The organism is Pseudomonas sp. LBUM1666, from assembly GCF_059695775.1.
The window spans coordinates 1530934-1553534 of sequence record NZ_CP166789.1 but is presented as its reverse complement, the minus strand read 5'-3'; the positions used below and the strand labels follow the sequence as shown (position 1 = coordinate 1553534).

General features: G+C 60.1%; 23 protein-coding genes. 12 read left to right on the top strand and 11 right to left on the bottom strand.

All coding sequences use genetic code 11. The features are described 5' to 3' along the window. Positions 1–126: 126 nt before the first annotated feature. Complete coding sequence (locus ACA056_RS07015) at positions 127–1557, bottom strand: sensor histidine kinase (protein WP_497271477.1); 1431 nt, start codon at positions 1555–1557, stop codon at positions 127–129. Continuing rightward, entirely contained in the window at positions 1544–2266 is a 723-nt protein-coding gene (locus ACA056_RS07010; RefSeq protein ID WP_497271475.1) for a response regulator transcription factor, read from the bottom strand. Before ACA056_RS07010 ends, ACA056_RS07015 begins: the two co-directional genes overlap by 14 nt. Before the next feature lie 214 nt (positions 2267–2480). Here ACA056_RS07010 and ACA056_RS07005 point away from each other — a divergent pair, with 214 nt between their 5' ends. From ACA056_RS07005 to ACA056_RS06990, 4 genes are all read left to right on the top strand, one after another. Further along, on the top strand, positions 2481–5234 hold the full coding sequence (locus ACA056_RS07005; RefSeq protein WP_497271473.1) for a response regulator: 2754 nt from the start codon (positions 2481–2483) through the stop codon (positions 5232–5234). A gap of 21 nt (positions 5235–5255) precedes the next feature. Then, positions 5256–6248, top strand: a complete 993-nt coding sequence (locus ACA056_RS07000) for a 2-hydroxyacid dehydrogenase (RefSeq protein ID WP_497271471.1) — start codon at positions 5256–5258, stop codon at positions 6246–6248. 77 nt (positions 6249–6325) lie between these two features. After that, entirely contained in the window at positions 6326–6760 is a 435-nt protein-coding gene (locus tag ACA056_RS06995; RefSeq protein ID WP_008147995.1) for a hypothetical protein, read from the top strand. After that, positions 6760–7164: an META domain-containing protein gene (locus tag ACA056_RS06990; protein WP_095132442.1), complete on the top strand. Its 405-nt coding sequence runs from the start codon at positions 6760–6762 to the stop codon at positions 7162–7164. Before ACA056_RS06995 ends, ACA056_RS06990 begins: the two co-directional genes overlap by 1 nt. Positions 7165–7376: 212 nt before the next feature. On the opposite strand, the gene ACA056_RS06985 is transcribed toward ACA056_RS06990, so the two are convergent. Beyond that, positions 7377–7844, bottom strand: a complete 468-nt coding sequence (locus ACA056_RS06985) for a TlpA disulfide reductase family protein (protein ID WP_497271468.1) — start codon at positions 7842–7844, stop codon at positions 7377–7379. A gap of 114 nt (positions 7845–7958) precedes the next feature. On the opposite strand from ACA056_RS06985, the gene arsC reads away from it, so the two are divergent. Genes arsC through ACA056_RS06970 form a run of 3 tightly spaced genes read left to right on the top strand, consistent with a single transcriptional unit; the run spans position 7959 to position 9332 of the window. Then, entirely contained in the window at positions 7959–8312 is a 354-nt protein-coding gene (gene arsC / locus ACA056_RS06980; RefSeq protein ID WP_123369215.1) for an arsenate reductase (glutaredoxin), read from the top strand. Beyond that, the gene (gene wrbA, locus ACA056_RS06975; protein WP_497271466.1) at positions 8309–8905 is read left to right on the top strand and encodes an NAD(P)H:quinone oxidoreductase; all 597 of its coding nucleotides are present in this window, start codon (positions 8309–8311) and stop codon (positions 8903–8905) included. Before arsC ends, wrbA begins: the two co-directional genes overlap by 4 nt. A 1-nt stretch (position 8906) precedes the next feature. Then, positions 8907–9332: a DUF2069 domain-containing protein gene (locus ACA056_RS06970; protein WP_140676444.1), complete on the top strand. Its 426-nt coding sequence runs from the start codon at positions 8907–8909 to the stop codon at positions 9330–9332. Positions 9333–9420: 88 nt separating this feature from the next. Here the strand turns inward: ACA056_RS06970 and ACA056_RS06965 are convergent, their stop codons facing one another. Together ACA056_RS06965 and ttcA are read right to left on the bottom strand one after the other, a co-directional pair. Beyond that, on the bottom strand, positions 9421–10095 hold the full coding sequence (locus ACA056_RS06965; protein WP_497271464.1) for a DNA-3-methyladenine glycosylase I: 675 nt from the start codon (positions 10093–10095) through the stop codon (positions 9421–9423). Positions 10096–10226: 131 nt separating this feature from the next. Then, positions 10227–11051: a tRNA 2-thiocytidine(32) synthetase TtcA gene (ttcA, locus tag ACA056_RS06960; RefSeq protein ID WP_497271462.1), complete on the bottom strand. Its 825-nt coding sequence runs from the start codon at positions 11049–11051 to the stop codon at positions 10227–10229. Between the two features lie 373 nt (positions 11052–11424). On the opposite strand from ttcA, the gene ACA056_RS06955 reads away from it, so the two are divergent. Both ACA056_RS06955 and ACA056_RS06950 read left to right on the top strand, forming a co-directional pair. Then, the gene (locus tag ACA056_RS06955) at positions 11425–12027 is read left to right on the top strand and encodes a Yip1 family protein (protein WP_008147981.1); all 603 of its coding nucleotides are present in this window, start codon (positions 11425–11427) and stop codon (positions 12025–12027) included. Positions 12028–12185: 158 nt separating this feature from the next. Further along, complete coding sequence (locus tag ACA056_RS06950) at positions 12186–12680, top strand: SprT family zinc-dependent metalloprotease (protein WP_348133592.1); 495 nt, start codon at positions 12186–12188, stop codon at positions 12678–12680. 120 nt (positions 12681–12800) lie between these two features. Here the strand turns inward: ACA056_RS06950 and ACA056_RS06945 are convergent, their stop codons facing one another. Further along, positions 12801–13982 carry a CaiB/BaiF CoA transferase family protein gene (locus ACA056_RS06945; protein WP_497271459.1) on the bottom strand — a complete coding sequence of 394 codons (1182 nt, stop codon included), beginning with the start codon at positions 13980–13982 and terminating at the stop codon, positions 12801–12803. 144 nt (positions 13983–14126) lie between these two features. Next, a complete protein-coding gene (locus ACA056_RS06940) occupies positions 14127–15461 on the bottom strand; it encodes a dicarboxylate/amino acid:cation symporter (RefSeq protein ID WP_497271457.1) in 1335 nt (444 codons plus the stop codon). Positions 15462–15801: 340 nt separating this feature from the next. Here ACA056_RS06940 and ACA056_RS06935 point away from each other — a divergent pair, with 340 nt between their 5' ends. Then, the gene (locus tag ACA056_RS06935; protein ID WP_497271455.1) at positions 15802–16812 is read left to right on the top strand and encodes an AraC family transcriptional regulator; all 1011 of its coding nucleotides are present in this window, start codon (positions 15802–15804) and stop codon (positions 16810–16812) included. A gap of 228 nt (positions 16813–17040) precedes the next feature. Here ACA056_RS06935 and ACA056_RS06930 read toward each other — a convergent pair whose 3' ends face one another. The 4 genes from ACA056_RS06930 to ACA056_RS06915 form a co-directional block, all read right to left on the bottom strand. After that, positions 17041–17403, bottom strand: a complete 363-nt coding sequence (locus tag ACA056_RS06930) for a DUF6124 family protein (protein ID WP_497271453.1) — start codon at positions 17401–17403, stop codon at positions 17041–17043. 495 nt (positions 17404–17898) lie between these two features. Further along, positions 17899–19245: an ATP-binding protein gene (locus ACA056_RS06925; RefSeq protein ID WP_497271451.1), complete on the bottom strand. Its 1347-nt coding sequence runs from the start codon at positions 19243–19245 to the stop codon at positions 17899–17901. Further along, positions 19242–19919: a response regulator gene (locus ACA056_RS06920; protein ID WP_497271449.1), complete on the bottom strand. Its 678-nt coding sequence runs from the start codon at positions 19917–19919 to the stop codon at positions 19242–19244. Before ACA056_RS06920 ends, ACA056_RS06925 begins: the two co-directional genes overlap by 4 nt. Before the next feature lie 169 nt (positions 19920–20088). Further along, positions 20089–20691 carry a hypothetical protein gene (locus ACA056_RS06915; RefSeq protein WP_283181321.1) on the bottom strand — a complete coding sequence of 201 codons (603 nt, stop codon included), beginning with the start codon at positions 20689–20691 and terminating at the stop codon, positions 20089–20091. Positions 20692–20839: 148 nt separating this feature from the next. On the opposite strand from ACA056_RS06915, the gene ACA056_RS06910 reads away from it, so the two are divergent. Next, complete coding sequence (locus ACA056_RS06910) at positions 20840–21631, top strand: dienelactone hydrolase family protein (RefSeq protein WP_497271447.1); 792 nt, start codon at positions 20840–20842, stop codon at positions 21629–21631. A gap of 164 nt (positions 21632–21795) precedes the next feature. Then, positions 21796–22521, top strand: a complete 726-nt coding sequence (locus tag ACA056_RS06905; protein ID WP_497271445.1) for a 4'-phosphopantetheinyl transferase family protein — start codon at positions 21796–21798, stop codon at positions 22519–22521. The last annotated feature ends 80 nt before the right edge of the window (positions 22522–22601 follow it).

Sequence of the window (22601 nt, the reverse complement as noted above, 5' to 3'; positions counted from 1 at the left end):
AGGTGTCGGCGATACCCTTTAGGAAAGGTCGTACAAAATAACGGGAACGCTCCGGTAAAATCAGGACGGTGGAGGCTGGGACGCCCTCATCGCGAGCAGGCTCGCTCCCACAGGGTTAGGGGTTGATCACACCATTTGTGGCCGACACACCTCCACTGTGGCAGCGAGCTTGCTCGCGATGGCGTCGTCACTGACACCACCATCATCAGCCACTAATCGAATATTTAGCCGCAACCCTACCTCGGTGTTCTCAGCCCAAAGACTCCCGCCCTGCCGCTGCACCGCATTCCTCGCAATGCTCAACCCCAACCCGAACCCACCATCCCCCGGCCGCGAACCGTCGAGCCGAATGAACGGCGAGAAGATCCGTTCCAGGTCTTCATCAGCCACCCCGCCACCCTCATCCTCCAGCCACACATGCCAGAAGTCACCATCGCGCTGCCCACCCAGACGCACAACGCCGCCCTGCGGTGAATGACGAATGGCATTGCGCAGGATGTTTTCCAGCGCTTGAGCCAACGTATTGAGATGGCCGCGCACCCAGCAGGACGATTCCACCGCACACTGCAACTGGCTCGCCGGCCAGCCACTCTCATAGCAGGCATTTTCCGTGAGCATTTCCCACAACGCTTGAACCTGGATCGATTCGTCGGGCAACCGAGTGCGTTCGGTGTCGAGCCAGGCCAGTTGCAGCGTGTCTTCCACCAGACGCTGCATGCCATCGACCTCTCGGCCAATGCGCTCGCGCAATTGCGTCAACCCCTGCTCGCTTTCGCTGGCCACCCGCAGACGACTCAGTGGCGTGCGCAATTCGTGGGACAGGTCGCGCAACAGTTGTTGTTGCAGGGCCACCGTGCTTTGCAGGCGCTCGGACATGTGATCGAAGGCCCGGCCCAGTTCACCCAGCTCATCCGGGCGATTGGTGATGCGGCTCGACAACCGCACGTTCAACGGGTCGGCACGCCAGGCATTGGCCTGTTCGCGCAGACTGTTCAAAGGCACGACCAGCAACCGATACAGACCGACGCACAGCAGCAAGGTGAATAGTCCGGGAATCACCCCATTGGTGATCACCCGCCAGAACACCCGGTAGTGCCCGGGCACGAAACGCCGGGGCAGTTCGATCACCAGACTGCCGGCGGACGGATCGTTGGGAAAAGGCACTCTCAACCACGGCAGGCCTTTGGTATGGCGACTCGTCGGCCAATCCAGACCGCGTAAAAAGGTCAGGCGCTGGATTTCTCTTTCCGTCAGCGGGTAACTGCTCAATGACTGCAAATCGCCGCCAATCACACCGACCCATGTCGACTCGCGATGGCCGACGCTCTGCAACCAGGCATCGATGCCCGCACTATGGCGCTCATTCCATACCTGCTCGGCCTCGGCGGCGTAGCGCGTGAGCGTGCCCCTTGCCTCGTCGGACAGGAACAGGTTTTTCTTTTCCATGTAGCGCCCCCAGGACCAACTGAGCCAGATCATCAGCAGACAGAACGCCACCAACAAACACGCCAGTTTCCAGAACAGCGAATGCCTGCCCGGCAGGTCAGTCCATTTCATCGACAGCACTCAATACGTAGCCCTTGCCCCACACCGTGCGCACTTCGCGCTCGAGGTAACCGACGGCCTTGAGCTTGCGACGGATCTGGCTGATGTGCATGTCGAGGCTGCGGTCATGGGGCGCATAACCGCGCTGCAGTACATGCTGATAAAGGAAGGCTTTGCTCAGGACTTCATCGCCATTGCGATTCAGCGTTTCCAGCAACCGGTACTCACTGCGGGTCAGGCCGGCAGCGTGTTCGCCAAAAAAGACATCACAGCCTTCATCGTCGAAACGCAGGCTGTCCGCCGCAGGGGCAATCGGTGCTGGCGCTGGCCGGCGGTCGAGCGCGACCCGCCGCAGGATCGCTTCGATGCGCACCCGCAACTCGACCATGCTGAAGGGTTTGGGCAGGTAATCATCGGCGCCCAGCCGAAAACCACTGATGCGATCCGCCTCGGCACCGAGCGCCGACATCAGCACCACCGGGGTGGAGTGGCTCTGGCGCAACTGCGTCAGTACGTTCAGCCCGTCCAGGCCCGGCAGCAGAATATCCATCAGCACCACATCGAAGGCTTGCTGGCGGGCAATGGTCAAGCCTTCCAGACCGTTTTGGCACCAGGTCACCTGAAAACCGCAGCGTCCCAGGTGCTCATGAACATAAGCACCGAGTACGAGGTCGTCTTCTATAGACAGGATACGAGGATGGCCAGCAGTGATGGGAGTCATGACTATCTGCAAATAATTCTCAGTCGCTGATTATTCAAGATTGCCTCGCTGCGGGCAACACAAGGTTTGCCCGTGACGTAAAAGTGGTGATCCAGCCGACGAATGCCGACATCAATTTTACGAAGATTGCCCGCCTGCAAATCGCTACACTGCGCAGGTGGCGCGTGCTGGACGTACGTGCAGGTCATTAAATCGCTGGATGCAGGAGAGATGCGTGCTCAAGAAACTGGGAATTAAAGGCCGCGTGCTATTGCTGACCCTGTTGCCGACCAGCCTGATGGCCTTGGTTCTGGGCGGCTATTTCACCTGGATGCAGCAATCCGACCTGCAAACCCAGCTTATGCAGCGTGGCGAGATGATCGCCGAACAACTGGCGCCCCTGGTGGCCCCGGCCATGGGCCACAAGAACACCGAGCTGCTGGAACGCATTGCCACCCAATCCCTCGAACAACCGGACGTTCGCGCCGTTTCGTTCCTCGCGCCCGACCGCTCCCTGCTGGCCCATGCCGGCCCGACCATGCTCAATCAGGCGCCGGTCGGCAACAGTTCGCAGATGCTGCGCCGCAGCGGCAATGACGCGACGCGTTACTTGCTGCCGGTGTTCGGCAAGCACCGCAATCTGGCCGGTGACTTGATTCCCGAAGAAGCCGACCGCCTGCTGGGCTGGGTCGAACTCGAACTGTCCCACAACGGCATGCTGCTGCGCGGTTACCGCAGCCTGTTCGCCAGCCTGCTGCTGATCGGCGCAGGCCTGGCCGGTGCGGCGTTGCTGGCGTTGCGCATGGGCCGGGCCATCAATCGGCCGCTGAGCCAGATCAAGCAAGCGGTGGCGCAACTCAAGGACGGTCATCTGGAAACCCGTCTGCCGCCCCTCGGCAGCCAGGAGCTGGACACACTGGCGTCCGGCATCAACCGCATGGCCGGCACCCTGCAGAACGCGCAGGAAGAATTGCAACACAGCATCGACCAGGCCACCGAAGACGTGCGTCAGAACCTGGAAACCATCGAGATCCAGAACATCGAACTGGACCTGGCGCGCAAGGAAGCCCTTGAAGCCAGCCGGATCAAATCCGAGTTCCTGGCCAACATGAGCCATGAAATCCGCACGCCGCTCAACGGCATTCTCGGCTTCACGCATCTGCTGCAAAAAAGCGAGCTGACCCCACGCCAGCTCGACTATCTGGGCACCATCGAAAAGTCCGCCGACAGCCTGCTGGGGATCATCAACGAGATTCTCGACTTCTCGAAAATCGAGGCCGGCAAACTGGTGCTCGACCATATTCCGTTCAACTTGCGCGACCTGCTCCAGGACACGCTGACCATCCTCGCCCCGGCCGCCCATGCCAAGCAACTGGAGCTGGTGAGCCTGGTTTATCGCGATACGCCGCTGTCGCTGGTGGGTGACCCGCTGCGGCTCAAGCAGATTCTCACCAACCTGGTCAGCAATGCGATCAAGTTCACCCGCGAAGGCACCATCGTCGCCCGGGCCATGCTTGAGGAAGAGCACGAAGACAGCGTGCAACTGCGCATCAGCATTCAGGACACCGGCATCGGATTGTCGAACCAGGACGTGCGCGCCTTGTTCCAGGCTTTCAGCCAGGCTGACAATTCGCTGTCCCGGCAACCGGGCGGCACCGGTCTGGGGTTGGTAATTTCCAAACGCCTGATCGAACAGATGGGCGGCGAGATCGGTGTCGACAGTACGCCCGGCGAAGGCTCGGAATTCTGGATCAGCCTGAGCCTGCCCAAAACCCGCGACGACGCCGAAGACCTGCCCGGCCCGCCGTTGCTCGGGCGTCGGGTGGCGGTGCTGGAAAACCACGAACTGGCCCGCCAGGCATTGCAGCATCAACTGGAAGACTGCGGCCTCGAAGTCACCCCGTTCAATACCCTTGAAAGCCTGACCAATGGCGTGACCGGCGCGCATCAGACCGATCAGGCGATCGACCTGGCGGTGCTCGGCATCACCAGCAACGACATGCCGCCAGAGCGACTCAACCAACACATCTGGGACCTCGAACACCTGGGCTGCAAGGTGCTGGTGTTGTGCCCGACCACCGAACAAACGCTGTTCCACCTCTCGGTGCCCAACCCACACAGCCAGCTCCAGGCCAAACCGGCCTGCACCCGCAAGCTGCGACGGGCCTTGTCCGACCTGGTCAACCCGCGTCAGCACCGCAGCGAGCCCGGCGAACCGGTGTCCAGCCGTGCGCCAAAAGTGCTGTGTGTCGACGACAACCCGGCCAACTTGCTGCTGGTGCAAACCCTGCTCGAAGACATGGGCGCCAAAGTCCTCGCGGTGGAAAGCGGTTACGCGGCGGTCAAGGCGGTGCAGACCGAAACTTTCGACCTGGTGCTGATGGACGTTCAGATGCCCGGCATGGACGGGCGGCAAAGCACTGAAGCGATTCGCCAGTGGGAAAGTGAGCGGCATTGCACACCACTGCCAATCGTTGCCCTCACCGCTCACGCCATGGCCAACGAAAAACGCGCGCTGCTGCAAAGCGGCATGGACGATTACCTGACCAAACCGATCAGCGAACGGCAATTGGCCCAAGTGGTGCTGAAGTGGACCGGCCTGGCGCTGCGCAATCATGGGCCGGAGCGCGCCAGCGACAGCCACGGTGGCGGTCATGAGTTGCAGGTGCTCGATCACGAAGAAGGTTTGCGTCTGGCTGCCGGCAAGGCCGATCTGGCGGCGGACATGCTGGCAATGCTGCTGGCGTCGCTCGAAGCCGACCGCGAGGCGATTCGCTTCGCCCGGGAAAACAACGACCAGAACGCCCTGATCGAGCGCGTCCATCGCCTGCACGGCGCGACGCGCTATTGCGGCGTCCCGCAACTGCGCGCCGCCTGCCAGCGTAGCGAAACCCTGCTCAAGCAACAGGACCCCAAAGCCCCCAGCGCGCTGGAAGACCTCGACCGGGCCATCAATCGCCTGGCTGCCCATGCCCGTATAAATGCTTGATGTACATTCCAGGAGGACCGCATGCGCACGATTCTTTTCAGCAGCCAGACCTACGACCGCGACAGTTTTCTCAGTGCCGAGCTACCGGCCGGCATTGAACTGCACTTTCAATCGGCGCGGCTGAGCCTTGATACGGTGGCGCTGGCGGAGCATCACGAAGTGGTCTGTGCCTTCATCAATGACGACCTCAGCGCGCCGCTGCTCGAACGCCTGGCCGCGGGCGGCACACGCCTGATCGCCCTGCGCTCGGCCGGTTACAACCATGTCGATCTGGCAGTGGCAAAGCGTCTGGGGCTGGCGATTGTGCGCGTCCCGGCCTACTCGCCCCACGCGGTGGCGGAACATGCGGTGGCGCTGATCCTGGCGCTCAACCGACGCCTGCACCGCGCCTACAACCGCACGCGCGAAGGGGATTTCAGCCTGCACGGGCTGACCGGCTTCGACCTGGTGGGCAAGACCGTCGGCGTGGTCGGCACCGGGCAGATCGGCGCGACCTTCGCGAAAATCATGAACGGCTTTGGCTGCCAATTGCTGGCGTACGACCCCTTCCCCAACCCGCAAGTCGAAGTCCTCGGTGCTCGTTACCTGAGCCTGCCAGAACTGCTGGCCGAGTCGCAGATCATCAGCCTGCACTGCCCGCTCAACGCACAAAGCAAACACTTGATCAATCGCGAGTCACTGTCGCACATGCAAGCGGGTGCGATGCTGATCAACACCGGCCGCGGTGGTCTGGTGGACACACCTGCGCTGATCGACGCGTTAAAGGACGGTCAACTGGGTTATCTGGGGCTGGATGTGTATGAAGAGGAGGCACAGCTGTTCTTCGAGGACCGTTCCGACCTGCCGCTGCAGGACGACGTGCTGGCGCGGCTGCTGACCTTTCCGAACGTGATCATCACCGCTCACCAGGCCTTCCTGACCCGCGAAGCCCTGGGCGCGATTGCCGCGACCACCCTGCAGAACATCGCCGCCTGGGCGGCGGGCGCGCCAACGAATCTGGTGAAGGGTGACTGAACCAGATCGAAGGTCATACGCCCGCGCCATGCTGCGCTGATGTCCGTGCTAGCATGCCGCGCATATTTGGAGGACCCATGGTCGAACACGATTTCCGCTATAGCCTGATGAACCCGCAACACACCCTCACCGAATGCCGCGCCCTTGTGCCGGGGCGTTATCAAGTCACCGGCAACGGCGGCTCGATTCGTAACAACGACGTGCTGGTAGTGACCCTCAAAGGCGCCAAGGACTTGTCCATGCGCCTGACCGTCGAAACGGTTCGCCACTTGATCAATCCGCCCGGCCAATGGGTCGCGGTGGCCAGTGGTCCGGTGTTCGGTGAACTGGCGATCCACACCTGGAAAGTGAACTGCGACAGCTGCGCCAAAGAGCTGAACTTCGAGTTCGCGGTCGACGCCAAGCTGGGCAACAAGGCTGAAAAGCCTGCTGCTACCGCACGGATCGCCGAGCTGGGCTGGACCACGGTTGGCGAAAAGCACCTGTGCCCGAAATGCCAGGAGCCCGCGTGATGAAACGCCTTGCTCTGACCGCAATGGTTGGCGCCAGCCTGCTGGGCTGCGCCGCCGAGCCGGTGCAATTGCAACAGAACCGCAGCTACATTCTGGAGTGGATTGGCGAACGTCCGTTGATGGATTACAGCCACCTGACCGTCACCCTCGGTGAAGACGGTCGGGCCTACGGCAATGGCGGCTGCAACCACTGGTTCGCGCCGTATACCCTGGAAGGCGACAAGCTGAGCTTCGGCAAGGTTGGCAGCACGCGCAAACTGTGTGCGCCGGCGTTGATGGAGCAGGAAAAGCGTTTCCTCCAGGCGTTGGAAAACGTTCAGCGCTGGGATATCTCGCCGATCGACCAGATGCGTTTCTGGCCGGCCGAAGGCAAGCCGTTGCGTTGGTGGCTTGAAGAGGGTTGAGCAGTTAGATCGCCAGCCCTCACCCTAACCCTCTCCCAGAGGTAGAGGGGACTGATCGGGGATATCTCGAGAAATTATGCGACCTGAGATATCGAGTCGAACTCAGGTTTTGGAAAGCCCCTGATCGGCTCCCTTTCCCCCTCTCCCCCGTGGGGAGAGGGCTGGGGTGAGGGGTGGATCTGAAGCTCAACACAGAATCCTCCCTCGCCCCTTCAATTCTTCGCCTGCAACGCCTCAAGCTTCGCCATCACCCCCGCCGCCGTCTGCTCCCCCATCAGCTGTTCCCTTACCTTGCCCTTGTTATCGATGATGTAAGTCACCGGCAACGCCTCACTGCGCGGCAACTCAAAAAGATCGGCCGGATCAGAAGCCAGCACGGTGAACTTGATGCCCAGTTTTTCACTGGCGCTTTTCAGCTCTTCACCCTGCACATTGTCGAAGTTGACCCCGAACACACCAATCTTCTTGTCCTTGAGCTGATCGGCCAGGGCGTTCAATTCCGGGATCTCGGTCCGGCACGGCCCGCACCATTCAGCCCAGTAATTGAGCACCAGCCATTGTTTGTCCAGACGTTCGGCGGCGACTTTCTGGCCATTCTGGTCGATGCCATAGTCGTTACCACAGCCCCCCAGCAATAACGTACCGATGATCGCCAATGCCGCTACCAGTCGCCTAGTCATATCGTATTCCTTGTTCAAAATTGAATGCGCCTACGACCCATCGCCTCCCAAGGTTCTGGATTACGCGCTGCACAGTTAGAATAGCCGTCACCTTACGCAAGATGCGAACCGCACATGACCGATCTGACGCTTTATCACAACCCGCGCTGCTCGAAATCCCGCGGTGCGCTCGAACTGCTCGAAGCCCGTGGCCTGACCCCGACGGTAGTCCGCTACCTGGACACCCCGCTGGACGCTGCGCAAATCCAGAGCCTGCTGACCAAGCTCGGCATCAGCGCCCGGCAACTGCTGCGCACCGGTGAGGACGAATACAAAACCCTCAACCTGGCCGACAGCAGCCTGAGCGAGGCGCAATTGATCGCAGCCATCGCCGCCAACCCGAAACTGATGGAGCGACCAATTCTCGAAGTCGGCGACAAAGCCATCATCGGCCGTCCGCCGGAGAATGTGCTGGAGTTGCTGCCGTGAGTGCGCCGTACATTCTGGTTCTGTATTACAGCCGCAGCGGCTCGACCAATGAAATGGCCCGGCAGATCGCCCGGGGTGTCGAGCAGTCCGGCCTTGAAGCCCGGTTGCGCACGGTCCCGCCGATCTCGACCGAATGCGAAGCCGTGTCGCCGGATATCCCGGACGAAGGCGCGCTGTACGCCAGCCTCGACGACCTGAAGAACTGCGCGGGCCTGGCCATGGGTAGTCCGACCCGGTTCGGCAACATGGCGGCGCCGCTCAAGTACTTCCTCGACGGCACCAGCAACCTGTGGCTGACCGGCGCTCTGGTGGGCAAACCGGCTGGCGTTTTCACCTCCACCGCGAGCCTGCACGGCGGCCAGGAAACCACGCTGCTGTCGATGATGTTGCCGTTGCTGCACCACGGCATGCTGATCACCGGCCTGCCTTACAGCGAATCGGCCTTGCTGGAAACCCGTGGTGGCGGCACGCCTTACGGCGCCAGCCATCACGCCGGGGCCGATGGCAAAAGCGGCTTGAATGAACATGAAGTCGCGCTGTGTCGGGCCTTGGGCCTGCGCTTGGCGAAGACTGCACAGAAACTGGGGAACTGACGTGGCCAAAAAGCCGAAGATTTTGCCCTCCATCGAATGGCTCGAACCGCGGGTCCGAGCGATGCGTGTCATCAGCCTGCTGTGTTACTTCGGTTTGGTGGGCTTGCTGTGCGCTTACTACCTGGTGATCGCGGACCTGCACGGCGCCCGGCCGTGGGTGATTCTGCTGATCGAACTGGTGCCGCTGCTGTTGCTGGCGCCGGGGATGATTATCGGCAGTGCGCGCGGGCATTCATGGATGTGTTTTGTGGTGAACCTGTATTTCATCAAGGGCGCATTGGCCGCGTATGACCCGAACCGGCAGCTGTTTGGTTTGCTGGAAATGGGCGCGAGCCTGGCGGTGTTCTGCTCGGCGCTGCTGTATGTGCGGTGGCGGTTTCAGTTGAACCGCAAGTTGGCTGGCGAGGGCGAAACCTCCGTCGCCTGACACACCGCTTTCGCGAGCAGGCTCGCTCCCACAAGGACAGCGTGAACCCTGTGGGAGCGAGCTTGCTCGCGATGGGCGCGCCTCGGTTTTAATGATTCACTGTGTAGGCGAGCATCATCGAAATCTGGCTCATCGCCCGCCCGCCACTCTGTTCATGCCACTGGTTAAACACATCCTGCACCGTGGCCAGATCCCGCAGGCTGGTCGGCACCTTGTCGACAATCTTCTGCGCATTCAACGCCGCGACCACGTCGTAGCTCGGCACAAACGTATCCTTGCCCACCATCCGCAAGAACCGCGGTGCCGACAACCCGCCCAACTGATGACCGCGCTTTTTCAGGTAGGTCCACAACCCGACGATATCCGTGACCGGCCAATCGGCGATCAACGCGCCGAAGCTGCCCTTCTCATGCGCCACATCCAGAATGAACTGCGCATTGCGCGGCACGCTCTTGAGTTTGCCCAGGTGACGAATGATCCGCGCGTCCTGCATCAAACGCTCAAGGTGTTCGGCACTCATCAGCACGACTTTCTCAGGGTCGAACTTGAAGAACACTTCTTCGAACGCCGGCCATTTGGCGTCCACCAGGCTGTGCTTGAGCCCGGCGCGGAAGACGCGCAGCGCCATGGTCGAGAGGTAGCGGTCGTCGCTGATCTTGCGCAATTGCGCCGGGGTTTTCGGAACGGGCAGATGGGCTTCCAGTTCAGCCGCTGAACCGAAGCGGTTCAGACAGTATTCGTGCAGCCACTTGTAATCGCGCATGCCCTTTCCTGATGAGTAAGTGAATAGACTCATGTGGGAGCCAGCCTGCTGGCGATAGAGGCGGGTCAGTCAACAATGATGTGTCTGACCCACCGCAATCGCCAGCAGGCTGGCTCCCACAATGATTGTGTTTAGAGGTTGACGACGTTGACGAAGCGCGAGGCCGCAGTCTCGTCGATACGCAGATTGGTGAAGTCGAACAGATTGCGGTCCGCCAGCTGCGACGGGATCACGTTCTGCAAGCTTCTGAAGATGCTTTCGGTCCGGCCTGGCGTCTTGCGTTCCCACTCCTGAAGCATGTCCTTGACCACCTGGCGTTGCAGGTTTTCCTGGGAACCACAGAGGTTGCACGGGATGATCGGGAATTGCTTGAAGTCCGAGTAGGCCTGGATGTCTTTTTCGTTGCAGTAGGCCAGCGGCCGGATCACCACGTTGCGGCCATCGTCGGCGCGCAACTTCGGCGGCATGGCTTTGAGCGAACCGTTGAAGAACATGTTCAGGAAAAAGGTCTCGACGATGTCGTCGCGGTGATGACCGAGGGCCATCTTGGTCGCACCGATTTTGTCGGCGAAGGTGTAGAGCGTGCCGCGACGCAGGCGCGAGCACAGCGAACAGGTGGTCTTGCCTTCCGGGATCAGCTCCTTGACCACCGAATAGGTGTCTTTCTCGACGATGTGGTACTCGATGCCCAGCTCTTTGAGGTAGGCCGGCAGCACGTGTTCAGGGAAACCCGGCTGCTTTTGGTCCATGTTCACGGCCACGATCTCGAACTTGATCGGAGCGACCTTCTGAAAGTGCATCAGCACATCGAGCATGGTGTAGCTGTCCTTGCCACCGGACAGGCAGACCATGACCTTGTCGCCGTCTTCAATCATGTTGAAATCGGCAACAGCCTCACCGGCCTGGCGGCGAAGGCGCTTTTGCAGTTTGTTCTGGTTGACCGTAAGAGTGCCCATGACGCGAAATCCGTGAGGTGTGACGAAAGGCCGGCATTTTACGCAAAAACGCGTCGTCGGCGAAGTGCCCACCATCCCCTGTGGGAGCGAGCTTGCTCGCGATGGCGTAGTGTCAGTCAACATCAATGCAACCCGTCACACCGCAATCGCGAGCAAGCTCGCTCCCACAGGGGATTGTGGTGACAGACCCGCCCGCGATTAACAGGAGTGTTTACAGCGCAATTTGCTCTAAAGCCCTGCAACCTGCACCGTTAAGACCTTTCTATACTGCGACATAAGGTCGCACACATATCCAGACCTTTCCTTACTCGGCCACTTTGGCCCGTAGGCGCTCCACTGGGGGGCGACGGTAAAAACAAGAGGAGTGACTGGCATGATCCATCACGTAGTGGGGCTCTTCACCCACCCTGACCAAGAATGGAAAGAGATCCGTGGCGACCAGGAGGAAAGCATCAGCCACATGTATCTCACTCATACCCTGATTCTGGCGGCGATCCCTGCGGTGTCGGCGTTTATCGGCACCACTCAGGTCGGCTGGGTCATTGGCAGTCGCGCACCGGTGATGCTGACGGTGGAAAGCGCGATATGGATGACGGTCATGTCGTACCTGGCGATGCTCGGCGGTGTGGCGGTAATGGGCGCATTCATCCACTGGATGGCTCGCACCTATGACGCCAACCCGAGCCTGGCACGCTGCGTTGCTTTTGCGACCTACACCGCGACACCGCTGTTTATCGGCGGTCTGGCGGCGCTGTACCCACACATGTGGCTTGGGATGATCGTCGGCACCGCGGCCATCTGCTACACGGTGTACCTGCTGTATGTGGGGCTACCCACTTTCATGAACATTCCATCAGACGAGGGATTTCTGTTTTCAAGTTCGGTGCTTGCGGTAGGCCTGGTGGTGCTGGTGGCCATCATGGCGTTCACGGTAATTGTTTGGGGACTCGGCGTGGGGCCGGTCTATACGAACTAGCAACACATCACCCAAAAACAAGATCTGCCAACACAGGCCGCCGCAAGGCGGCCTTCTAATGCCCAAAGACAGCAAACGGTGACGACCATTCGGCGCCTTGGCGATTCGCAACTCTCGAGGGTTGCGGCATACTCGACGTCTCTGGAGATCCATCAAGCATGCCCGAGCAACTCAATACCCGCGTCGAAGACTGTTACCAACTAGCCGAATCCTTTTTCAAACGACCTTTCAAACGCCCCGTGGTGAGCCTCAAGCTGCGCGGGCAAAAAGCCGGTGTCGCGCATTTGCACGAGAACCTGCTGCGCTTCAATCCGCAGCTGTACCGGGAAAACACCGAAGACTTCCTCAAACAAACCGTGGCCCACGAGGTTGCACACCTGATCGCCCATCAACTGTTTGGCGACCGCATCCAGCCGCATGGCGAAGAGTGGCAACTGATCATGCGCGGCGTGTACGAGCTGCCGCCCAATCGCTGCCACACCTATGACATCAAACGCCGCAGCGTGACCCGCTACATCTACAAATGCCCGTGTGCGGACAGTGACTTTCCGTTTTCGGCCCAGCGCCATGGTTTGGTGCGGCAAGGGCGGCGTTATTTGTGTCGGCGGTGCAGGAGCACGTTGGTGTTTAGTGGGGAAATGCGGGTCGAGTAGTTAGATTTTCAGTGTTTGTGCTGGCCTCTTCGCGAGCAGGCTCGCTCCCACAGGGGATCTTTGGCGTGACATACATCCAGTGTGGGAGCGAGCTTGCTCGCGATGGCGTCCGATCTGACGCTACACAACCACCTTGGCACGGCGCAATTCCTCGATACGCTCAACGCTGTACCCCAACTCCCCCAACACCTGATCCGTATGCTGCCCGATGGCCGCGCCGATATACCGCGGCTCGGGCAACCCTTGCGAAAACTTCAACGGACAGGCCATCTGCGCCTGCGTCGAACCATCCCCTCGCGGCACGTCAGTGACCAGCTCCCGAGCCTTCAACTGTGGATGCCCCACCGCTTCGCTCAGGCTCAACACCGGCTCCACGCAAGCATCGACGCCGGCAAACAACTCGCACAACTCGGCAAAGTCATGCGTCTCGAATTCGGCTTTCAACTCATTCTTGAGCGCTTGTTGCTCAGCAGGCTTGGGCGACAATCCCTGCGCCGCGAGTTCCGGCCGTCCCAGCGCCGCACACAGTTGTTTCATGAACGCAGGCTCCAGACTGCCCACCGAGAACCAGCGCCCATCACGGGAACGGTAATAGTCATAGAAACTGCCACCGTTGAGCATCTGATCCTCCCTTCCCGGCTCCTCGCCACAGGCCAGATACCCGGCGCCAGCCATGGCGTTCAGGCTGAACACACAGTCGGTCATGCTCACATCCAGATGCTGCCCCTGTCCGGTTTGCTGCCGGGCGATGACCGCCGCCAGCAGCCCGATCACCCCGTGCAACGAGCCACCGGCGATATCCGCCACTTGCATGCCCAACGGCAGCGGCCCGCTGTCGGCGTGGCCGGTGTAGCTCGCCAGCCCCGCCAGCGCCAGGTAGTTGATGTCGTGGCCGGCGCGGTCCTTGTAGGGGCCGGTCTGGCCGTAACCGGTGATCGACACGTAAATCAGTTTCGGATTGATCGCCTTCAAGGCTTCATAACCCAGGCCCAAGCGTTCCATCACGCCGGGGCGGAACTGCTCCAGCACGATGTCGTAGTCCTGCAGCAACTGCTTGATCACCTCCAGCGCCTCAGGCCGCTTGAGGTCCAGCGCCAGGCTGCGCTTGTTGCGATTGAGGTAGGCGTGGCTGGCGGAGACGCCCTGATCGTGAGGCGGCAACACCCGCAGCAGGTCCATGCGCGTTGGCGATTCGATGCGCAGCACCTCGGCGCCCATGTCAGCCAGCAACAACGAGGCGAACGGCCCCGGCAGCAGTGTCGAGAAATCCAGAACCTTGAGTGATGCCAGTGGACCGAGCATGAGCGTTCTCCGTAAACGATGCCTCCAGACTAGGCAGCCGACGGCATTGCAGCAATCACCTTATGCATCAGTTGCGCTGACGGTTACGCTCAAATCGCAGGCATGAAAAAACCCGCCGAAGCGGGTTTTTTCAGTGCAGCCGTCTTATTTGACGTTGGTTGGGGTTGGGCCTTCGGCCACACCCAGGTCGTCTTCTTCACGCTCGTCGGAGATACCGCGACCGCCGGAAGCCAGCTCGACTTGCAGCTTGTCTTCGTCCAGCTCTTTCACCCACTTGGCCACGACCAGGGTCGCAACAGCATTACCAACAAGGTTGGTCAGCGCACGGGCTTCGGACATGAAGCGGTCGATACCGAGGATCAGCGCCAGGCCGGCCACCGGCAGAGTACCCACGGCCGACAGAGTGGCTGCCAGCACGATGAAACCACTACCGGTCACACCTGCCGCACCTTTGGAGGACAACAGCAGCACCAGCAGCAAGGTGATCTGGTGAGTGAGGTCCATCGGCGTATCAGTCGCCTGAGCGATAAACACAGCCGCCATGGTCAGGTAGATCGAAGTACCGTCGAGGTTGAAGGAGTAACCAGTCGGGATCACCAGACCCACTACCGATTTATCCGCACCCAGGCGTTCCATTTTGATCAGCATGCGCGGCAGAGCCGATTCCGACGAGGAAGTACCCAGTACGATCAGCAGTTCTTCACGGATGTAGCGGATCAGCTTGAGTACGCTGAAACCATGCGCACGGCAGATGGCGCCCAGTACGACGACCACAAACAGGATGCAGGTGATGTAGAAGCAGATCATCAGCTGACCGAGTTGCACCAGCGAGCCGACACCGTAGGCACCGATGGTGAAGGCCATCGCACCGAACGCGCCGACTGGAGCGAGCTTCATGATCATGTTGATGATGTTGAACATCACGTGAGCGAAGCGATCGATGAAGTCCAGCACCGGTTTGCCGTAGGCACCCAGGCGATGCAGGGCAAAACCGAAGATCACCGAGAACATCAGCACTTGCAGGATGTCGCCGTTGGCGAAGGCGCCGACGATGGTGTTCGGGATCACGTTGAGGACAAAGGCGATGATGCTCTGGTCTTTACCGGCCGAGATGAAGCCCGCGATTTTGCTGGTGTCCAGAGTCGTCACGTCGATGTGCATGCCGGCGCCCGGTTGCACGACGTTGACCACGACCAGACCGATCAGCAAGGCAATGGTGGACACAATTTCGAAGTACAGCAGCGCATAGCCGCCGGTCTTGCCGACCGATTTCATGTTCTGCATGCCGGCGATACCACTGACGACGGTACAGAAGATGATCGGCGCGATGACCATTTTGATCAGTTTGATGAACCCGTCACCCAGCGGCTTGAGGGCTACACCGGTCTGCGGGTAGAAGTGACCGAGCAGAATGCCGATAACGATGGCAACGATCACCTGGAAGTACAGGGATTTATACAGTGGCTGACGAGTCGTCATTGCAAAGTTCCTCAAGAGTGCCTCAGTAACAACATCCATCTGTTGTCCCTGACACCTCAATTGCGAACCCTCCTGCACTGGAGGGATTTGTTTTGTCGAGCTGCACGATGGCAGGCATCTGCGGGTTGTATCGCAAGGCCCGTGCCACGTTCGTCAAATCGCCATCAAGCCTTTTGACATCAAGGGTTGCAGGTGTTTCTTTGTCACCAAACGGTTACGGCAAAGTGGCGGATTTCCGCCCATCGACCAAACCTCGTCCTGCAAATTGGCGGATATCCGCCTTGTTCATCATCAGGTTCCACGGCTACCATCCGCCGTTCAATGGACGGACTTGCCTTCTATGCGCGAACGCACCATCGCCAGTCATTTCGCCCGTGCCGCCCTCGGTGGCGCGCGCCGGCTGGGTTATGACTATTCAAACCTGTTGCAACAACTGGGCATCAGCCCCGAATTGCTGGAGGAGCCGCGTGCGCGCATCGCGCCTGAGCAGTTCACCCGGTTGATCCAGGGTTTGTGGTTGGCACTGGACGACGAATACCTGGGCTTCGGGCCGGTCCCGAGCAAAACCGGCAGTTTCGCGATGATGTGTCATGCGGTGATCCACTGCCGCAATCTGGAGAAAGCACTCCATCGCGGCTTATTGTTTTATGGCTTATTCCCCGAGGGTCCGCGTCTGACCCTGACCCGCGAAGACGAAATGATCCGCCTGAGCCTCGATGATTCGAAGTTCCGCGACCCGGACCATTTCCTCACCGAGAGCCAGCTGATGGTGTGGCATCGACTTGGCAGCTGGCTGATCGGCCAGCGCATTCGGCTGGAACAGGCGACGTTCAGCTACCCGAAACCCGAGCACGGCGCCGAATACGATTTGCTGTTCCCCTGCCCAATGGAGTTTTCCACCGCCCAAAGCAGCCTGCTGTTTCACAGTCGCTACTTGGACATGCCGCTGTTACAGGACGAACGGACACTCAAACATTTCCTCGAACACTCCCCTGCTGACCTGTTATCGCGGCCGGATGATGGCGACAGTTTGAGCAGCCAGTTGCGACGGTTGCTCAGCCGCGACAGTTCACGCTGGCCAGACCTGGAAGCGGTGGCTGCGCATATGCACATCAGCCCGCAAACCTTGCGTCGGCATTTGCGGGAGGAAGGGTCGAGTTTTCAGGAATTGAAGGATCAACTGCGGCGGGACATTGCGATTTATCACCTGGGACGGGCGGATCTGTCGTTGCAGCAGATTGCCGAGCAACTGGGGTTTTCCGAGCCTTCAGCGTTTCACCGGGCGTTCAAGAAGTGGACGGGGCTGACGCCGGGGGCTTATCGGGCGCAGGAGATCCAGCCCTCACCCTAACCCTCTCCCGGAGGGAGAGGGGACTTATCGGGGGATGTTCGGCCTATCCTGCGACCTGAAAGTTCTGCATCGAATCCATAATCGACGAGGACTTTCAGGTCGCAGAATTTCTTAAAACAACTCGGTCAGTCCCCTCTCCCCCTGGGAGAGGGTTAGGGTGAGGGGTGGATCTCAAACCAGGCGATACTTGTCAGGCACCACACTTACCCACTCACCACCAGACCTTCGCTAGTATTGCGGATCGATGTTATCCAGCGCCCGATTCACCGCCAGCTCCCCCAGCATGATGATTTGCGCAATACCCAACAGCGAATTGCGACTCGACCCCTCCATATGATCCGCCAGGTCCATGGTCATGACATTGGCCGAGGCCAGCGATTCGCACGCGTGGGCCAGCAGGGTTTCGGTATCGAGTTCCGGGTCGACGATGAACATGGTGCCGGGCGTGCGCGGGGTGGCTTTGATGTGGGCAGCCGGGTTGAGGTAGTAATCGAGGGCGCGGTCGGCGGCTTCGTTGAGTTTTTTGGAATCGGGGGTTTCGTGCGGGGAAACGTCGTCGGTTTCCGGGGGATTCGGGGTGATCTTGAACATCTGAGCTCCTTGAGTGTTGGAGCCGCTACGCATCGCTGCTAAACGATAAAGGGGTGGCGGCTGTACGCGGGTTAGCAGACCAGGACTCTAGAACCCGGCGCACCGAAGTGCCCCACGCAAAGCCGCCATAACATCAACGGCGGACGCTGTACGTCTAGAGATGACCCGAGCTGCTAAACCCGATCGCTGATTCGTCAGCGACCCGCAAACGTTAGAGCCCACGCCCCAGGCGCACAAGCCGGCGGATTCTGGCGTAGTCGTAGGCTGCGGCGCAAGGATGTGTAGCCTGAGTGAGTGTCTGGAGATGTGTTTTAAACACCGCTGTTTATTGCAGAGAATCTGTGGGATTTGAGTTGTAGGGGCTGGCCTCATCGCGAGCAGGCTCGCTCCCACAGGGGATCTGCGGAGTAGCCACTTTTCGCGAACGACGCAGATCCAATTGTGGGAGCGAGCCTGCTCGCGATGAGGCCCGAAAGAACACAATCAACCTTTCGGTCAAACCACCGGAAAATGAATCCGGAACGCCGCCCCACCCATCGGCGAATCCCCCAGCGTCAGCTTCGCGCTGTAGCTTTCAATAATGTCCTTGACCACCGCCAGCCCAATCCCCTGCCCCGGATGCTGGCGATCCAGCCGCTCTCCCCTTTGCAGAATCCGCGCCCGCTGATCCGGTGGCACCCCCGGCCCGTCGTCCTCAACACACAACTCAACCCCGCCAAGGCTTTCCCTCACGCTGATACGCACTTCACCCAGGCACAGGCGATAAGCGTTTTCCAGCAGGTTGCCCATCATTTCCAGCAACGCGCCCTGCTCGATCGGCACGTAACACTGTTCCGGCATATCGAAAGCCACCCGCACGCGTTTGTCGCGGTAGACCTTATCCAGGGTGTCGCAGAGGCTTTGCAGCACCGGGCGCAGGCGAACCTGGTGGCGCACCAGACCGCTTTTGCGCAGGCTGGCGCGTTGCAGTTGATAGCTGATCTGCTGGCTCATGCGTTCGATCTGGTTTTGCAGCACCCAGGCCTGATCACGATCGGCCGGGCGCTGGGCCATGTCTTCGCTGACGCCTTGCAGCACGGTCAGCGGGGTTTTCAGGCTGTGGGCCAGGTCGTCGAGGGAATCGCGATAGCGGCTGCGTTGTTCGCGCTCGCTGTGCAGCAAACGGTTGAGGGAGCCGGTCAGGCGCAGCAGTTCGCGCGGGTGTTGTTCGCTGAGGCTTTCGCGGGTGCCGCTTTCGATTTCGTCCAGTTCCTGACTGAGCCGGCGCAATGCCTGCAAGCCCCAGGTCAGGCCGATCCACAGCAGCGCGAGCAACACCAGCAAGGCGGCACCGAATCCGAGGTAGAGATTTTCCCGCAGGCCTTCGAGAGTGTCTTCGTACTCACGCACCGGTTGCAGCGCGACGATGCTGAACGCCGCGCTCTTGCCGCCCAGCAGTTTCACCTCGACGTCATAGACGAAGAATTCCTGGCCGTTGGCTTCGCTGATTCTCGCGAACTCGTTACCGCGTCCGTCGTAACGCGGTTTGTAGTTGATGTGCTCTTCCTGGGTGCCCTTCGACCGCCAGACCAGATGCCCTTCGCGGTCATAGATGTAGCCAAGCAAACGGCCGTCAGTGAGGTTGAAACGCTCATCGGGCAACTGCGCCGGCATCTGCAAGCGGTTGTTCTCCACCCGGGCGGCGGAGATCAGCGTGGTGACGTCCGACGCCAGGCGCTGTTCGATCGAGTCCTGCAACGCCAGGCTGAACGCGCCCTGCATCGCCGGCAGCAACGCCAGCATGAAGAACACCGCCAGGATCGTGGCGGCGAGCATCAACCGGACACGAAGGGAACGAATCAAGTGCAGCGCTCATTGAACAGGTAGCCGAGGCCACGCACGGTATCGATCGGTTTGAAGCCGGCCGGGCCTTCAAGTTTGCGGCGCAGACGGCCGACCAACACTTCGATCACGTTCGGATCGCGCTCGTCGTCGTCCGGGTAGAGCTGCTCCATCAAGCGATCCTTGGCCACCACTTGCTGGTGATGCCGCATCAGGTACTCGAGGATCCGATACTCGTAAGCGGTCAGCGCCAGCGGTTGTTCATCGAGGGACGCCTGTTTGCGATTGAGGTCCAGCAGCAATGGCCCGGCGACGATGGTCGACTGGGTGAAACCGCTGGAACGGCGCAATAACGCGTTCAGCCGGGCATCGAGTTCTTCGAACTGGAACGGCTTGACCACGTAATCGTCGGCGCCGGCAGCGAGGCCTTCGACCTTGTCCTGCCAGTTGCCGCGGGCGGTGAGGATCAGGATCGGAAAAATCTTGCCGCGCGAGCGCAGTTGACGGATCAGGTCGAGCCCGCCCATGCCCGGCAGGCCGAGGTCGATCACCGCCAGGTCATGGTTGAACTGCTCGGTCTGGTACAGCGCCTCTTCGGCATTGGCCACGGACTCGACCACGTGGCCGCTGTCCGTCAGGCGGGTTTGCAGGTGATGGCGCAACAGCGCTTCATCTTCGACGACCAGCAGTTTCATAACGCTCTCCTACGCAAATCGTTATCTCCAGCAGCACGGTTTTCAGTCAGATCGCGGAACCTGTGGGAGTGAGCCTGCTCGCGATAGCGGTGCGTCAGTCGACATCAATGTCGAATGTGCAGGCCCCATCGCGAGCAAGCTCGCTCCCACAGGGATTGCGCAGCGCTTCTTAGAAAGCGTAGTTCGCCGACAGGTAGGTCTGGGCGCTGCTGGTCAGGTCCAGCGAACCCTGTTTGCTGCCACCGCGTTCGCTCATCTCGGTGCTGGCGTTGCTGCGTAGGTAACGGTAACCCAGTTCCACCGAGGTGTTTTGCGAAACCTGTTGCAGGACACCCACCTGGCCGCCGATGGCGTAACCGATGTCGCTGTCGCGGCTGAAACCTGGCGAATCCTGTGTCATTTTGGTTAAACCGGCCGTGGCGCCGCCGAACAGTTTGGTGCTGCCGCCCACCGGGTAGAACAGATCGTAGCTGCCCAGAAGGTTTTCCTGACGCAGTTTAATGCCATTGTGCGAGCCCGACACGTTGTCGTAAGTGGCGTAGTAGCGGCCCTGGCTGTTTTGCTGGCCCAGACGCACACCCCAAGTGTTGTCCTTGCCGATCACGCCGTCGGCGTTCGGGCTGTTGAGGTTGTCGTTCAGGGCGTGGGACTTTTTGACTTTGTCGCTGGTCTGTCCAAAAGTAAGGCTGGCGAAATTGTCGTCGGAAGCGAAAGCCGCGGTACTCGCGCTCAGGACAGTGAAAGCCAGAAGCAGTTTTTTGAAGCCAGTCATAGGAGAGTTCCTTATGCGCTATGTGCTATTTGGGTACGGGGCAAGGTTACTCACCCGGCCCTGAACTCCCCCTGAACGCACTCTGAACCTAAGCTGAACCAGATCGACCCAGTTGTTTTTGACGACTTTTCTGTCAGGAGATCCGACCATGCGCATGTTTCTCGCTTTCGTTTTGCTGGCCTTGAGCGGGCTGACTCAAGCAGCCATCAAGACTCAGGAAATTCCCTATCAGAGTCCCGACGGCACGAAGCTAATCGGCTATTACGCTTACGACGACGCTATTAAAGGCCAACGACCTGGCGTTGTGGTGGTGCACGAATGGTGGGGGCTCAACGAGTACACCAAGCGCCGCGCCCGTGACCTCGCCGGTCTGGGCTACAGCGCACTGGCCATCGACATGTATGGCGATGGCAAAAACACTGAGCATCCCAAGGACGCCATGGCCTTCATGCAGGCAGCGTTGAAAGACAGTGCCGCGTCCAGCGCCCGCTTCCAGGCCGGGCTCGATCTGTTGAAGAAACAGCCGCAAACCGATCCGGATAAACTCGCCGCCATCGGTTATTGCTTCGGCGGCGGCGTAGTGCTGAATGCGGCACGTCAGGGTTTGCCGTTGGCGGGCGTGGTGAGTTTTCACGGTGCGCTGGCGACCAAGACGCCTGCCACACCGGGTAGCGTGAAAGCAAAAATCCTCGTCGAACATGGCGCTCTGGATAGCATGATAACGGCGGATAGCGTTGCGGCCTTCAAGGCCGAGATGGACAAAGCTGGGGCTGATTACACGTTCGTCAGCCTGGAAGGTGCCAAGCATGGGTTCAGTAATCCTGATGCGGATCGTCTGAGCCATGGCGATCATGCCGGGCCGGATATTGGCTACAACAAAGCGGCGGATGAAAAATCCTGGGCGGATATGCAGGCGTTTTTCAAGAAGATTTTTGGTTGACCAGGTAGACCGCGGCGCGGCCTTCGCGAGCAGGCTCGCTCCCACAGGGGATCTTCGGTGTTGCATAGATCCAGTGTGGGAGCGAGCCTGCTCGCGAATGGCCACACCGCCAATCTAAAGCTTTGTACTACCCAGCCTGAGAGCAACCCGGCAAAATGCCCCACATGAATAGCGCCCCCGCCCTCCCCGTCTGCTGCACTCCACTCGATGCCCATTGGCCGCTGCCGTTTGCGCTGCCCGATACGGTGCTGTTGAGCACTCACTTCGATACCTCGCAACTGGCCAGCGATGATTTCCAGCGCAGCGCCATCGAGCCGCCGCCCACCATCCAGCGTTCGGTCGCCAAGCGTCAGGCCGAGTTCCTCGCCGGGCGGGTTTGCGCTCGAGCTGCGTTGCAACAGTTGGAAGGGCTGAACTTCATCCCGGCCATCGGCGAGGACCGGGCACCGGTATGGCCGACGCACATCACGGGCTCGATTACCCACAGCACCGGCCGGGCCTCGGCGATTGTCGCGAAGAAAACCCACTGGCGCGGCCTGGGAATGGACCTGGAAAACCTGCTCAACCCTGAACGGGCCGAGCGACTGGCCGGGGAAATCCTCACCCCGCCCGAGTTGCAACGCATGACCGCTGGCCGTCGCGATCAGTTGGCGATGCTGGTGACCCTGACGTTTTCGGTGAAGGAAAGCCTGTTCAAGGCGCTGTATCCGATCGTTCAGCAGCGCTTCTATTTCGAGCACGCTGAAGTGTTGGAGTGGACCGAGGGCGGTGAAGTGCGGCTGCGGTTGCTGACGGATCTGTCCAGCGAGTGGCGTAATGGCACTGAGTTGGATGCGCAGTTTGGGGTGGTGGATGGGCAGTTGTTGAGTCTGGTCAGCATCAAGGCCTGAGCTTTTTTAGCGCCTGTACTGACCTCATCGCGAGCAAGCTCGCTCCCACAGGGATTGGTGGGGTGCATAGAACCAATGAG

What these genes read in the sequence shown, in the direction of transcription:
- ACA056_RS06990 (WP_095132442.1), top strand. Translation starts at nt 6,760, where the DNA reads ATGAAACGCCTTGCTCTGACCGCAATGGTTGGCGCCAGCCTGCTGGGC.
- ACA056_RS07015 (WP_497271477.1), bottom strand. Translation starts at nt 1,557, where the DNA reads ATGAAATGGACTGACCTGCCGGGCAGGCATTCGCTGTTCTGGAAACTG.
- ACA056_RS06935 (WP_497271455.1), top strand. Translation starts at nt 15,802, where the DNA reads ATGCGCGAACGCACCATCGCCAGTCATTTCGCCCGTGCCGCCCTCGGT.
- ACA056_RS06995 (WP_008147995.1), top strand. Translation starts at nt 6,326, where the DNA reads ATGGTCGAACACGATTTCCGCTATAGCCTGATGAACCCGCAACACACC.
- ttcA (WP_497271462.1), bottom strand. Translation starts at nt 11,051, where the DNA reads ATGGGCACTCTTACGGTCAACCAGAACAAACTGCAAAAGCGCCTTCGC.
- ACA056_RS06965 (WP_497271464.1), bottom strand. Translation starts at nt 10,095, where the DNA reads ATGCGCGATTACAAGTGGCTGCACGAATACTGTCTGAACCGCTTCGGT.
- ACA056_RS06945 (WP_497271459.1), bottom strand. Translation starts at nt 13,982, where the DNA reads ATGCTCGGTCCACTGGCATCACTCAAGGTTCTGGATTTCTCGACACTG.
- ACA056_RS06985 (WP_497271468.1), bottom strand. Translation starts at nt 7,844, where the DNA reads ATGACTAGGCGACTGGTAGCGGCATTGGCGATCATCGGTACGTTATTG.
- ACA056_RS06955 (WP_008147981.1), top strand. Translation starts at nt 11,425, where the DNA reads ATGATCCATCACGTAGTGGGGCTCTTCACCCACCCTGACCAAGAATGG.
- ACA056_RS06910 (WP_497271447.1), top strand. Translation starts at nt 20,840, where the DNA reads ATGCGCATGTTTCTCGCTTTCGTTTTGCTGGCCTTGAGCGGGCTGACT.
- arsC (WP_123369215.1), top strand. Translation starts at nt 7,959, where the DNA reads ATGACCGATCTGACGCTTTATCACAACCCGCGCTGCTCGAAATCCCGC.
- ACA056_RS06915 (WP_283181321.1), bottom strand. Translation starts at nt 20,691, where the DNA reads ATGACTGGCTTCAAAAAACTGCTTCTGGCTTTCACTGTCCTGAGCGCG.
- ACA056_RS06930 (WP_497271453.1), bottom strand. Translation starts at nt 17,403, where the DNA reads ATGTTCAAGATCACCCCGAATCCCCCGGAAACCGACGACGTTTCCCCG.
- ACA056_RS06920 (WP_497271449.1), bottom strand. Translation starts at nt 19,919, where the DNA reads ATGAAACTGCTGGTCGTCGAAGATGAAGCGCTGTTGCGCCATCACCTG.
- ACA056_RS07010 (WP_497271475.1), bottom strand. Translation starts at nt 2,266, where the DNA reads ATGACTCCCATCACTGCTGGCCATCCTCGTATCCTGTCTATAGAAGAC.
- ACA056_RS07000 (WP_497271471.1), top strand. Translation starts at nt 5,256, where the DNA reads ATGCGCACGATTCTTTTCAGCAGCCAGACCTACGACCGCGACAGTTTT.
- ACA056_RS06940 (WP_497271457.1), bottom strand. Translation starts at nt 15,461, where the DNA reads ATGACGACTCGTCAGCCACTGTATAAATCCCTGTACTTCCAGGTGATC.
- ACA056_RS06950 (WP_348133592.1), top strand. Translation starts at nt 12,186, where the DNA reads ATGCCCGAGCAACTCAATACCCGCGTCGAAGACTGTTACCAACTAGCC.
- ACA056_RS06905 (WP_497271445.1), top strand. Translation starts at nt 21,796, where the DNA reads ATGAATAGCGCCCCCGCCCTCCCCGTCTGCTGCACTCCACTCGATGCC.